Here is a 12,450-nt window from a genome sequence, read left to right as displayed (position 1 = left end):
CTGGAGACGCATCTGGGCTGGATCGCCGCCCAGGGCTGGGACATCTCCGGCATCGAGGAGGCCTGGGCCCAGCGCCTCAAGGAGCGCGACGCCGAGCGGGTCGAGCCGCGCACCAACGTCGCCACCCCGGTCTTCGACGGCGCCCACGAGGAGGAGATCGTCGGCCTGCTCAACAACACCCTGCCCAACCGCGACGGCGACCGCCTGGTCATGGAGTCGGGCAAGGCGCGGCTGTTCGACGGCCGCACCGGCGAGCCGTTCCCGTACCCGATCGCGGTCGGCTACATCTACATCCTCAAGCTGCTGCACCTGGTGGACGACAAGATCCACGCCCGGTCGACCGGCCCGTACTCGATGATCACCCAGCAGCCGCTGGGCGGTAAGGCGCAGTTCGGCGGGCAGCGCTTCGGCGAGATGGAGGTGTGGGCGCTGGAGGCCTACGGCGCCGCCTACGCCCTGCAGGAGCTGCTGACCATCAAGTCCGACGACGTGCTGGGCCGGGTGAAGGTCTACGAGGCCATCGTCAAGGGCGAGAACATCCCCGAGCCCGGCATTCCCGAGTCCTTCAAGGTGCTCATCAAGGAGATGCAGTCGCTGTGCCTCAACGTCGAGGTGCTCTCCAGCGGCGGCATGTCCATCGAGATGCGCGACACCGACGAGGACGTCTTCCGCGCCGCGGAGGAGCTCGGCATCGATCTGGCACGCCGCCCGAACGAGGGCGCGATGTCGGTCGACGAGGTCTGATCAAAAAGGGGAAACTAAGTGCTCGACGTCAACTTCTTCGACGAGCTACGCATTGGCCTCGCCACTGCCGACGACATCCGCCAGTGGTCGCACGGCGAGGTGAAGAAGCCGGAGACCATCAACTACCGGACTCTCAAGCCGGAGAAGGACGGGCTCTTCTGCGAGAAGATCTTCGGCCCCACCCGCGACTGGGAGTGCTACTGCGGCAAGTACAAGCGCGTCCGCTTCAAGGGCATCATCTGTGAGCGCTGCGGCGTCGAGGTGACCCGCGCCAAGGTGCGCCGCGAGCGGATGGGCCACATCGAGCTGGCCGCGCCGGTCACGCACATCTGGTACTTCAAGGGCGTGCCCTCGCGCCTGGGCTACCTGCTGGACCTGGCGCCGAAGGACCTGGAGAAGGTCATCTACTTCGCCGCCTACATGATCACGCATGTCGACACCGAGATGCGTGAGCGCGACCTGCCCTCGCTGGAGGCCAAGGTCTCCGTCGAGCGGCAGCACATCGAGCAGCGCCGCGACGCCGAGATCGAGGCGCGCCAGAAGAAGCTCGAGGCCGACCTGGCCGAGCTGGAGGCCTCCGGCGCCAAGGGCGACCAGCGCCGCAAGGTGCGCGAGGGCGCCGAGCGCGAGATGCGGCAGATCCGCGACCGCGCCCAGCGCGAGCTCGACCGCCTCGAGGAGGTCTGGACCCGCTTCAAGAACCTCAAGGTCCAGGACCTCGAGGGCGACGAACTGCTCTACCGCGAGATGCGCGACCGCTTCGGCCGCTACTTCCGCGGCGGCATGGGCGCCCAGGCCATCAAGGAGCGGCTGGAGAGCTTCGACCTGGAGGCCGAGGCCGAGGCGCTGCGCGAGACCATCCGCACGGGCAAGGGCCAGAAGAAGGCCCGCGCGCTCAAGCGGCTGAAGGTGGTGTCGGCGTTCCTCAACACCACCAACACGCCCATGGGCATGGTGCTCGACTGCATCCCGGTCATCCCGCCGGACCTGCGGCCGATGGTGCAGCTCGACGGTGGCCGCTTCGCCACCTCCGACCTGAACGACCTCTACCGCCGGGTCATCAACCGGAACAACCGCCTCAAGAGGCTGCTCGACCTCGGCGCGCCCGAGATCATCGTCAACAACGAGAAGCGGATGCTCCAGGAGGCCGTCGACTCGCTGTTCGACAACGGCCGCCGCGGCCGCCCGGTCACCGGTCCCGGCAACCGCCCGCTGAAGTCCCTCAGCGACATGCTGAAGGGCAAGCAGGGCCGCTTCCGCCAGAACCTGCTGGGCAAGCGAGTCGACTACTCCGGCCGTTCGGTCATCGTCGTCGGCCCGCAGCTCAAGCTGCACCAGTGCGGCCTGCCCAAGCAGATGGCGCTGGAGCTGTTCAAGCCGTTCGTGATGAAGCGCCTGGTCGACCTCAACCACGCGCAGAACATCAAGTCGGCCAAGCGGATGGTGGAGCGGGCCAAGCCGGTCGTGTGGGACGTCCTGGAGGAGGTCATCACCGAGCACCCGGTGCTGCTCAACCGTGCGCCCACCCTGCACCGCCTGGGCATCCAGGCCTTCGAGCCGCAGCTGGTCGAGGGCAAGGCCATCCAGATCCACCCGCTCGTCTGCACCGCGTTCAACGCGGACTTCGACGGCGACCAGATGGCCGTGCACCTGCCGCTGTCGGCCGAGGCCCAGGCCGAGGCGCGCATCCTGATGCTGTCGACCAACAACATCCTCAAGCCGGCCGACGGCAAGCCCGTGACGATGCCCACCCAGGACATGGTCATCGGCCTGTACTGGCTGACCACCATGTCCGAGGGCGGCAAGGGCGAGGGCCGGGTCTTCGGCTCGGTGGCCGAGGCGCAGATGGCCTTCGACCGCCGCGAGCTGGACATCCAGGCCAAGATCCAGGTCCGGCTCAAGGACGTCGTGCCGCCCCGCGACTGGGTGGCGCCCGAGGGCTGGGAGCCGGGCGACCCGATCCGGCTGGAGACCACCTTCGGCCGCTGCCTGTTCAACGAGACGCTGCCGGACGACTACCCCTTCGTCAACTTCCAGGTCGGCAAGAAGCAGCTGTCCACGATCGTCAACGAGCTGGCGGAGAAGTACCAGAAGGTCGAGGTCGCCGCCGCGCTCGACGCGCTCAAGGACGCCGGCTTCCGCTGGGCGACCCGCTCCGGCGTCACGATCGCCATCGAGGACGTCGTCGCGCCGCCCAACAAGGCCGAGATCATGGAGAACTACGAGCGCCGGGCCGACAAGGTCCAGCGCGAGTACGAGCGCGGCCTGATCACCGACGAGGAGCGCCGCCAGGAGCTCATCGAGATCTGGACCCACGCCACCGCGGACGTCGAGACCGACATGGTCAATGCGTTCCCGGCGACGAACCCGGTCTGGATGATGGTCAACTCCGGCGCCCGCGGTAACAAGATGCAGGTACGGCAGATTGCCGGCATCCGCGGCCTGGTGTCCAACACCAAGGGTGAGACGATCCCGCGGCCGATCAAGGCCTCCTTCCGCGAGGGCCTGTCGGTGCTGGAGTACTTCATCTCCACCCACGGCCAGCGGAAGGGTCTGGCCGACACCGCGCTGCGCACCGCCGACTCGGGTTACCTGACCCGTCGTCTGGTGGACGTGGCGCAGGACGTCATCATCCGCGAGATCGACTGCGGCACCGACCGGGCGGTCCCGCTCCACGTCGGCGAGCGCGACGCGGCGGGCAACCTGGTCAAGGCCGAGAACGCCGAGTCCAACGTGCACGGCCGCATCCTGGCCGAGGACGTCGTGGTCGACGGCAAGGTCATCGTGGCGGCCGGGACGGACATCACCGACGCCCACGTGACCAAGCTGGTCGAGGCGGGCGTCGAGACGATCCGCACCCGCAGCGCGCTGGTCTGCGAGTCCAAGATCGGTGTCTGTGCGATGTGCTACGGCCGTTCGCTGGCCACCGGCAAGCTCGTCGACGTCGGCGAGGCGGTCGGCATCATCGCCGCCCAGTCGATCGGTGAGCCGGGCACGCAGCTGACCATGCGGACCTTCCACACCGGTGGTGTGGCCGGCGCGGACATCACCCACGGTCTGCCCCGTGTCACGGAGCTGTTCGAGGCGCGCATCCCCAAGGGTGTCGCCCCGATCTCCGAGGCCTCCGGCCGGGTCCGCATCGACGAGACCGACAAGACCCGCAAGATCGTCATCGTTCCCGACGACGGTTCCGACGAGGTCGCCTACCCGGTCTCGATGCGTGCGCGCCTGCTCGTCTCCGAGGGGCAGCACGTCGAGGTCGGCCAGCAGCTCGTCGCCGGTGCGGTCAACCCGAACGAGGTCCTGCGCATCCTCGGCCCGCGTGCGGTCCAGCTGCACCTGGTCGCCGAGGTTCAGCAGGTGTACCGCTCGCAGGGTGTGTCGATCCACGACAAGCACATCGAGATCATCGTCCGGCAGATGCTCAAGCGCGTGAACGTGCTGGAGTCGGGTGACACCGACCTGCTGCCCGGTGAGCTCGTCGAGCGTCCGCGCTTCGAGCAGATGAACCGCGAGACCGTCGCCGAGGGCGGCCAGCCCGCCTCCGGCCGTCCGGTCCTCATGGGCATCACCAAGGCCTCGCTCGCCACCGAGTCGTGGCTGTCGGCGGCCTCCTTCCAGGAGACCACCAGGGTCCTGACGGACGCGGCCATCCACGCCAAGTCCGACTCGCTCCTGGGCCTGAAGGAGAACGTCATCATCGGTAAGCTCATCCCGGCCGGGACGGGCATGCCGCAGTACCGCAACGTGCGGGTGGAGCCGACCGAGGAGGCCAAGGCGGCGATGTACACCGTCGGCGGCTACGACGGCTCGGCGGCGGACTACACCTTCGGCACGGGCAGCGGCGAGGCGGTTCCGCTGGAGGAGTACGACTTCGGCCAGTACAACCGTTGACCGGTGAGCTGACGGGGCCGGCTTCACGCTGACCCCACGGCGAGCGCCCGGGAGGTTCTCCTCCCGGGCGCTCTTTCGTGTGTACGGCGTGGCGGACGGAAAGGCGTGGGCCTTGCGCCTGGCGGTGGTCGGGTTGGAGGCGTGGGCTTTGCCGGGCTGGAAGGTTCGGGCCTTCGCCGGTGGCGCGCTTCGCGCATGGCCGCCTTCGAGCTGTGCCTTGCGCGCTGGCCCGCTTCACTCGGGCTCGCTCGCGCCTGAAGGCGATCCCTCGCGGGCCTTCACCCCGGGCCTGAAGGCCGGGGCACTGCCGCCGTTTCCGGTAGCACTCGTGAAGAACCCGGAAGTATCCTGATCAAGTGACTGCCGGGTCGGCTGAATGCCGTGACACAGAGAGGCGCCCGGCTGGATCGTGATCACCTGGCGGGCCAGGGGCCCGCCCTTCCTCCACGCTCTCGCACCGCAGACGTCGTGGAGGAAGGAGGTGAATACATGTCCAGCATGGAACACGAGGTCCCGTTGCCGGCGTGGACCGAGTTCGTGAGCCGCCACAGTGCGGGCGGTACCCTGCGCGGCAGGGTGACCCAGGTCATGCCGTTCGGCGCGTTCGTCGAGGTCGCGGATGGAATCCAGGGACTTCTCCCGCAATCGGCATGGGCGGGCCGGCCTGAGCCCGGAGCGGAGATCTCGGTCAAGATCGCAGTTCTCGATCTCGACAGGCGGCGCATGAGCCTGTCGCAGGTGTGACCGGGCGAGGGTGGTGGAGGACGATCCGTCTCCACCACCCTCACAGACGGCTCAGGAGACGGGCTTCGACGGCAATTCCCGTCCCTTCCATGCCTTCGGCGATGCCGCATCCGATCCGTGCCGGCCAGAGGACGGCCTTGACCATGCTCCACCCACCGCACACCCGTCCTGATCCAGGTGGCCAGCGAGCCGAGGAGCGCGAGGGGCGCCAGCCCCTCGCCCCGGGGCGTGGGGTGCGCCGCCAGGCGCACTCCGCAAAACACAGCCCGAGCCCCAAGGCGCGAAGCGCCCCACGACGAGGACCCCGCCCCTCGCGAGAAGCGCCAAACCCTCACACAACACCGCCCGAAGCCGACCGCGCGAAGCGCGCCGGCAGCGAAGGCCCACACTCTCGGAAGCGGGAGATGCCGCCGAGACGAAAGGCCCGCCCAGGCCCAAGACGCCTCAGATGCTTCGGCCGCTGAGGGCTCGCGCCACCGTGAGGCTGTCCTCAAAGATGTGATAACGGGTGATCAGCCCGTCCTCGACCGTGAGGCGCAGGGCGAACGGCGACGTGTAAGCAACGCCGCTCTCCCTCACGGTCTGCGCGATCGTGCCGAACACGACGGCGTCCGGCCCGTCGACGAGGATCCGGTCCACCGACGTGCCGTTCAGCTCCGGCACATGGTGGGCCTCCAACGAGCGGAAATGGTCGGCCACGTCCGCCCGCTTCTCCCGGGGCCGGATCCACGGCACCGCCGGATGTCCCTCGTCCGGCCAGGAAAGCTGCCAGTCGACCGGCTCGGCGAACAGGTCCGCCGTGCGGTCGTGATCGCCTTCCACCAGCCGCCGCAGCAGTTCTTCCACGATTTCCCGGGTCTCGGTAGCCATGCCGCAAGCCTCTCGCGCTCCGCCGACGCCCGTCGATTACCTCCGAGGTAGCGCCGGATGCGCCGCCTCACCCCCGCAGGGCCCGGAACACGGCCGCGACCAGCCGCTGGTTCTCCACGGCGCCCCCGCCTCCACCGACCGCGAACCGCCGCCGCGTGTAGCTGTAGGCGACGCCGCTGCGCGGGTCGGCGAACGACTGCGCCCCCACCGCGCCGCTGTGCCCGAACGCGTCGGGCCCCAGCTCCGGGTACCGCTTCCCCTGGGCCTCGAACCCCAGCAGGAAGTGGTCCTCCTCCCCGGTCACCAGGTCCGGGCCGGGCGAGTGCGGCTTGGTGAACTCGGTCAGGACGGCGGAGCCGAGGAGGGGCGGGCGCCCGTCCACCTCACCGATGGCCGCGGCGTACATCTTCGCGAGCCCCCGGGCGTTGCCGACGCTGCCAGAAGAGGCCGGCCCGAGAGCGCGTACGGCGCGGCTGTTGGCGAACTCCACCAGGTCGGTCGGCGGCGTGGCGTTGAGGTTGAAGGCGATGCCGGTGAGGCTGCCCGGCTCCGGTGCGCCCGCGTCGAGCACGCCCTCGGCGGGCTGCACCGGCACGTACCGCGGCTCCTGGTCCTCCGGGAGGCCCAGATAGAGGTCCAGGCCGTACGGCAGGCGCACCCGGTCGCGGTAGAGCTCCTGGATGGACCGCCCGGTCACGCGCCGGACGACCTCGCCGGTGAGCGCGCCGATCACGAAGGCGTGGTAACCATACGCGCTTCCCGGCCGCCAATAGGGCCGCTGTCCGGCCAGCCGTTCTGCGAGCAGCCGGTCGTCGGCCAGCTCCGCCGTACCGAAACCGCCCTCCACCCCGATCAGGCCGGCACGGTGGGCCAGCAGGTCGCGCAGGGTGAGCCCGCCCTTGCCCTCGGCGGCGAACTCGGGCCAGTAGGCGGCCACCGGGCGGTCGAGATCGAGCACGCCGTCCTGGACCAGCATCGCCACCACCAGGTGGGCCGCGCCCTTGCCGGAGGAGTACAGGCCGAGCAGCGCGTCGCGTGGAAGGCCGGACCACAGGTCGGCCACCGGCCTGCCGTGGTGGTACACGGCCAGCTGCGCGCCCAGCCCGGGCTCGGCGGCGACGACGGCCGCGAACTCCGCACGGACCTGTTCGAATCCTTCGGCCACGATGCCTTCGACAACGATGTCATCTCTCATGGTCCACGACCATATAGTCACTAATATTGACAGTCAAGATTAGTGACTAAGTTCGGGCATCAGGCCAAGAACCGCAGCAGACCTCAGGCGCGGTTCAGCCCAGATCGCGCGGGTGTCGTACGGCGGCCCGCCGCGCGTCCACCTCGATCTCGATCTTCATGCGGGGATCGGCGAGACCGCACACGAGCATCGTGGCGGCCGGCCGTACCTCGCCGAAGTAGCGGCGTAGCACCGGCCAGCAGGGCTCGAAGTCGGCGCGGTCGGGCAGCAGGTACCGCACCCGCACCACGTCGGCGAAGGCGCACCCCGCTTCGGCCAGCGCCGCCCCGATGTTGCGCAGGCACTGCTCGGCCTGCTCCACCACGTCGTCGGAGATGGTCATGGTGGCGTAGTCGAACCCGGTCGTCCCGGACACGTGCACCCGGTCGCCGTCGACCACAGCGCGGGCATAGCCGATCTGCTCCTCGAAGGCCGAGCCGCTGAGGATCGCGCGTCGCTCCGTCATGCGGCGCACGCTACGGGGCCTGCGCGGATACGTCTAATACAGCCACAGGCATCGCCTGATATCTCTAGAGGTATGGAGCGGCCCGAGCTTCCCCTGGCGCAGCTGCACGCCTTCGTCGTGCTCGCCGAGGAGCTCCACTTCGGCCACGCGGCCGCCCGCCTGGGCATCGCCCAGCCACCGTTGAGCCAGCAGATCCGCCGCTTGGAGGACAAGGTCGGGCACGCGCTGTTCAGCCGCGAGCCGGGGCGCGTCACCCTCACTCCGGCGGGCCGCGAGCTGCTGCCCGCCGCCCGGCGAGCCCTCGCCGACCTCGCGGACGGCCTGGCCGCGGCCCGGGCCGCGGGCAGCGGCCGGGCGGGCCGCCTGCGGATCGGCTTCGCCGCCTCCCTGGCCTTGACCGTCCTGCCCGGCCTGCTGCGCGACTTCCGGCAGCGCTTCCCCGGCGTGCGCCTGGACATCCGCGAGATGACCACCGCGCCGCAACTGGCCGCCCTGTGCGACAAGAGCATCGACATCGGCCTGCTGCGCGAACCGCCCGCCGACGAGGCCGAGCTCAGCTTCAGGACCATCCTCACCGAGCCCTTCGTGGCCGTGCTGCCGGCCGCCCACCCGCTGGCCGCCCAGCGGACCGTACGGCTGGCGCAGCTGGCGGGCTCGCCCTTCGTGCTGCTGCCCCGCGCGGCCGGCCCTCGCCTGCACGACCAGATCGTCGGCCTGTGCGCCGCGGCGGGTTTCACACCCCAGGTGGCCCAGCACGCGGTGGAGTGGCAGACCGTGTGCGCCCTGGTCGAGACCGGCCTGGGCGTCTCCCTGGCTCCGGCGAGCATCCGGCGCATCCGCCTCAAGGGGGTCGCCTTCCGCGGGATCGAGCCCGGCGCCGCCCGCACCAGGGTCGCGGTCGGCTGGCGGACACACGACCGGAACCCCCTGGTCGCCCATCTGCTGGCGACCGTCAGCCAAGACCGTCCCGACGTGTCCCAGCCGCCGCAACCGGGGCACGACGCGCTCCCATGACGAGAATCACCCCTTGACGAAGTCCCGGCGCGCGGCGAATGTGGTCGGAAGCCGCGTGGTTCCGGGTAAACTAGGTCCGGGTCTGATAGCGGTCGGGGACACAACCGGCCGCGCTACCACGACACGAAGGTACGGCCGCCCCTCGAGGGCGGTCGTTGGCTGCGGCTGTTTTGACGTGCTGCGCTGGGCTAGGTAGTCTTGCCCTTCGTGCCCGTGGGTTCATGGGCTCTCACGCATGCGCTCGCACCGCTGAAGGCGGCGCCGGGCGGGGCGTGACCTCCCCCCGCGAAAGACCGCGCAGGGCGTGGCTCGAGGAGAGCGCGACACGCCCGACCGCGTGGGTCGAAGCGGGGGAGAAAATAGCAGGTCATGACACCGGCAGCACCTGCAAAATGGACGACTGGCGAGAGGTCGGCGAACGGGAGACGAACCCGATCGGTGGTCTCGGACCGGACATGACGTAGTACCGGCCAAGGCACGAAACGGAGTGGCAGTGCCCACTATTCAGCAGTTGGTCCGAAAGGGCCGGCAGGACAAGGTCGCCAAGACCAAGACTCCTGCCCTGAAGGGGAGTCCGCAGCGACGCGGCGTTTGCCAGCGCGTCTACACCACGACGCCCAAGAAGCCGAACTCGGCTCTGCGCAAGGTGGCGCGTGTGCGCCTCACCAACGGCATCGAGGTGACCGCCTACATCCCCGGTGTGGGCCACAACCTGCAGGAGCACTCGATCGTGCTCGTGCGTGGCGGTCGTGTGAAGGACCTGCCGGGTGTTCGCTACAAGATCATCCGCGGCACGCTCGACACCCAGGGTGTCAAGAACCGCAAGCAGGCTCGTTCCCGTTACGGCGCGAAGTTGGAGAAGAAGTAATGCCTCGTAAGGGTTCTCCCGGCCGCCGTCAGCTGATGGCCGACCCGGTGTACAACTCGCCGCTGGTCACCGCCCTGATCAACAAGGTGCTGCTCGACGGCAAGCGCTCGATCGCCCAGTCGATCGTCTACGGCGCCCTCGAGGGCTGCCGCGAGAAGACCGGCAACGACCCGGTCGTCACGCTCAAGCGCGCCCTCGACAACGTCAAGCCCACCCTCGAGGTCCGCAGCCGCCGTGTCGGTGGCGCGACCTACCAGGTCCCGGTCGAGGTCCGCGCCTCCCGCAGCACCACCCTGGCGCTGCGCTGGCTGGTGCAGTACTCCCGGGCCCGCCGTGAGAAGACCATGACCGAGCGCCTGATGAACGAGCTCCTCGACGCCAGCAACGGCCTCGGGGCGAGCGTGAAGAAGCGTGAGGACACGCACAAGATGGCCGAGTCAAACAAGGCCTTCGCCCACTACCGCTGGTGACCCCGGCGGGATCCACGAGACGACGAGGACGCGAGACAAGTGGCCGCTACGACCGCTCTTGACCTGGCCAAGGTCCGCAATATTGGGATCATCGCCCATATTGACGCGGGCAAGACCACCACGACCGAGCGCATCCTGTTCTACACCGGCATCAACTACAAGATCGGTGAGGTCCATGAGGGCGCTGCCACCATGGACTGGATGGAGCAGGAGCAGGAGCGCGGCATCACCATCACCTCCGCCGCGACGACCTGCCAGTGGAACGGTCACACGATCAACCTCATCGACACCCCTGGCCACGTCGACTTCACCATCGAGGTCGAGCGCAACCTCCGCGTCCTCGACGGTGCCGTCACCGTCTTCGACGGTGTGGCCGGTGTCGAGCCGCAGTCCGAGACGGTGTGGCGGCAGGCTGACCGCTACAACGTCCCGCGTATCTGCTTCGTGAACAAGATGGACCGCGTCGGCGCGGAGTTCCACCGCTGCGTCGACATGATGGTCAACCGGCTCAACGCCACCCCGGCGGTCGTCCAGCTCCCGCTGGGCGTCGAGGCCAGCTTCAAGGGCGTCATCGACCTGGTCCGGATGAAGGCCCTGGTCTGGAGCGAGGACACCCCCAAGGGCGAGATGTACGACATCGTCGACATCCCGGCCGACCACGCCGAGATCGCCCGCGAGTGGCACGACCGCCTGGTCGAGACCGTCGCCGAGAACGACGACGAGCTGATGGAGATGTTCCTCGAGGCCCAGGAGCCGACCGAGGAGCAGCTGGTCGCGGCCATCCGCCGCGCGACCATCTCCGGCTCCATCAACCCGGTCCTGTGCGGCACCGCGTTCAAGAACAAGGGCGTGCAGCCCCTGCTCGACGCGATCGTCGCCTACCTCCCCGCGCCGACCGACATCCCGGCCTTCAAGGGCCACGCGGTGGGCGACGAGGAGAAGGTCATCGAGCGTCACGCGGACCCGAACGAGCCGTTCGCCGCCCTCGCCTTCAAGATCATGAGTGACCCGCACCTGGGCAAGCTCACCTACCTGCGGATCTACTCCGGTCAGCTGGAGGCGGGCCAGCAGGTGCTCAACTCGGTCAAGGGCAAGAGGGAGCGCATCGGCAAGATCTACCAGATGCACGCGAACAAGCGCGAGGAGCGCCCGAGCGCGAGCGCCGGTCAGATCGTCGCCGTCATGGGCCTGAAGGACACCACGACGGGTCACACGCTGTGCGACCCGAACGACCCGGTGGTCCTGGAGTCCATGACGTTCCCCGCGCCCGTCATCAACGTGGCCGTGGAGCCCAAGACCAAGGGCGACCAGGAGAAGCTGTCGACCGCGATCCAGCGGCTGGCCGAGGAGGACCCGTCCTTCCGCGTCCACCGCGACGAGGAGACCGGCCAGACGATCATCTCCGGCATGGGCGAGCTCCACCTGGAGATCATCGTCGACCGCATGCGCCGCGAGTTCAAGGTCGAGGCCAACGTCGGCCGCCCGCAGGTCGCCTACCGCGAGACCATCCGCCGCAAGGTGGAGAAGGTCGAGTACACCCACAAGAAGCAGACCGGCGGCTCCGGCCAGTTCGGTCGCGTCATCATCGACCTGGAGCCGCTGGGCGAGGGCAACGACGGCTACGAGTTCGTCAACAACGTGACCGGTGGTCGCATCCCGCGCGAGTACATTCCGTCGGTCGATGCGGGTTGCCAGGAAGCCGCCGAGTTCGGCGTGCTGGCCGGCTACCCGATGGTCGGGGTGAAGGTCACCCTGCAGGACGGTGCCTACCACGAGGTGGACTCCTCCGAAATGGCCTTCAAGATCGCCGGCTCGATGGCCTTCAAGGAGGCCGCGAGGAAGGCGGACCCCGTGCTCCTCGAGCCCATGATGTCCGTCGAGGTCACCACGCCCGAGGAGTACATGGGAGATGTCATCGGCGACCTCAACAGTCGCCGGGGGCAGATCCAGGCGATGGACGAGCGGGCCGGCGCCCGCGTCGTCAGGGCGCTCGTGCCGCTGTCTGAGATGTTCGGCTACGTGGGTGACCTGCGTAGCAAGACGCAGGGGCGCGCGAGCTACACCATGCAGTTCGACTCCTACGCTGAGGTGCCCCCGGGCATCGCCAAGGAGATCGTCGCGAAGGCCCGGGGCGAATAGCCCAAGG

10 protein-coding genes are annotated in these 12,450 nt (G+C 68.9%); 7 read left to right on the top strand and 3 right to left on the bottom strand.

Annotated features, from left to right (window positions below):
• The 3 genes from BSB02_RS23615 to BSB02_RS23605 all read left to right on the top strand — a co-directional run.
• Positions 1-744, top strand: a 744-nt coding sequence (locus tag BSB02_RS23615; protein ID WP_476756186.1) for a DNA-directed RNA polymerase subunit beta, incomplete at its 5' end; no start/stop codon positions are given.
• 18 nt (positions 745-762) lie between these two features.
• A complete protein-coding gene (locus tag BSB02_RS23610) occupies positions 763-4,638 on the top strand; it encodes a DNA-directed RNA polymerase subunit beta' (RefSeq protein ID WP_084961908.1) in 3,876 nt (1,291 codons plus the stop codon).
• A 489-nt stretch (positions 4,639-5,127) separates the two neighbouring features.
• On the top strand, positions 5,128-5,382 hold the full coding sequence (locus tag BSB02_RS23605; RefSeq protein ID WP_143591047.1) for a S1 RNA-binding domain-containing protein: 255 nt from the start codon (positions 5,128-5,130) through the stop codon (positions 5,380-5,382).
• A gap of 444 nt (positions 5,383-5,826) precedes the next feature.
• On the opposite strand, the gene BSB02_RS23600 is transcribed toward BSB02_RS23605, so the two are convergent.
• The 3 genes from BSB02_RS23600 to BSB02_RS23590 all read right to left on the bottom strand — a co-directional run bounded on the left by BSB02_RS23600 (position 5,827) and on the right by BSB02_RS23590 (position 7,952).
• Entirely contained in the window at positions 5,827-6,252 is a 426-nt protein-coding gene (locus tag BSB02_RS23600) for a nuclear transport factor 2 family protein (protein WP_084961906.1), read from the bottom strand.
• Between the two features lie 67 nt (positions 6,253-6,319).
• Complete coding sequence (locus BSB02_RS23595; RefSeq protein WP_084961904.1) at positions 6,320-7,447, bottom strand: serine hydrolase domain-containing protein; 1,128 nt, start codon at positions 7,445-7,447, stop codon at positions 6,320-6,322.
• 94 nt (positions 7,448-7,541) lie between these two features.
• Positions 7,542-7,952: a RidA family protein gene (locus tag BSB02_RS23590; RefSeq protein ID WP_084961902.1), complete on the bottom strand. Its 411-nt coding sequence runs from the start codon at positions 7,950-7,952 to the stop codon at positions 7,542-7,544.
• 72 nt (positions 7,953-8,024) lie between these two features.
• Here BSB02_RS23590 and BSB02_RS23585 point away from each other — a divergent pair, with 72 nt between their 5' ends.
• From BSB02_RS23585 to fusA, 4 genes are all read left to right on the top strand, one after another.
• Positions 8,025-8,966 (top strand): LysR family transcriptional regulator, encoded by a 942-nt coding sequence (locus tag BSB02_RS23585; RefSeq protein WP_084961899.1) that lies wholly within the window; start codon positions 8,025-8,027, stop codon positions 8,964-8,966.
• Positions 8,967-9,459: 493 nt separating this feature from the next.
• Positions 9,460-9,834 carry a 30S ribosomal protein S12 gene (gene rpsL / locus BSB02_RS23580; RefSeq protein WP_084961897.1) on the top strand — a complete coding sequence of 125 codons (375 nt, stop codon included), beginning with the start codon at positions 9,460-9,462 and terminating at the stop codon, positions 9,832-9,834.
• Positions 9,834-10,304: a 30S ribosomal protein S7 gene (rpsG, locus tag BSB02_RS23575; protein ID WP_084961895.1), complete on the top strand. Its 471-nt coding sequence runs from the start codon at positions 9,834-9,836 to the stop codon at positions 10,302-10,304. The genes rpsL and rpsG overlap by 1 nt, the downstream gene beginning before the upstream one ends.
• A 39-nt stretch (positions 10,305-10,343) precedes the next feature.
• The gene (gene fusA, locus BSB02_RS23570) at positions 10,344-12,443 is read left to right on the top strand and encodes an elongation factor G (protein ID WP_084961893.1); all 2,100 of its coding nucleotides are present in this window, start codon (positions 10,344-10,346) and stop codon (positions 12,441-12,443) included.
• Positions 12,444-12,450 lie beyond the last annotated feature (7 nt).

Origin of the sequence: Thermoactinospora rubra, from assembly GCF_002093975.1 — a bacterium.
GTDB lineage: Bacteria > Actinomycetota > Actinomycetes > Streptosporangiales > Streptosporangiaceae > Nonomuraea > Nonomuraea rubra_A.
The sequence above is the reverse complement of the archived record's forward strand: the minus strand, read 5'-3'. Positions and strand labels throughout refer to the sequence as shown.

What these genes read in the sequence shown, in the direction of transcription:
- BSB02_RS23605 (WP_143591047.1), top strand. Translation starts at nt 5,128, where the DNA reads ATGTCCAGCATGGAACACGAGGTCCCGTTGCCGGCGTGGACCGAGTTC.
- BSB02_RS23600 (WP_084961906.1), bottom strand. Translation starts at nt 6,252, where the DNA reads ATGGCTACCGAGACCCGGGAAATCGTGGAAGAACTGCTGCGGCGGCTG.
- BSB02_RS23595 (WP_084961904.1), bottom strand. Translation starts at nt 7,447, where the DNA reads ATGAGAGATGACATCGTTGTCGAAGGCATCGTGGCCGAAGGATTCGAA.
- BSB02_RS23590 (WP_084961902.1), bottom strand. Translation starts at nt 7,952, where the DNA reads ATGACGGAGCGACGCGCGATCCTCAGCGGCTCGGCCTTCGAGGAGCAG.
- BSB02_RS23585 (WP_084961899.1), top strand. Translation starts at nt 8,025, where the DNA reads ATGGAGCGGCCCGAGCTTCCCCTGGCGCAGCTGCACGCCTTCGTCGTG.
- rpsG (WP_084961895.1), top strand. Translation starts at nt 9,834, where the DNA reads ATGCCTCGTAAGGGTTCTCCCGGCCGCCGTCAGCTGATGGCCGACCCG.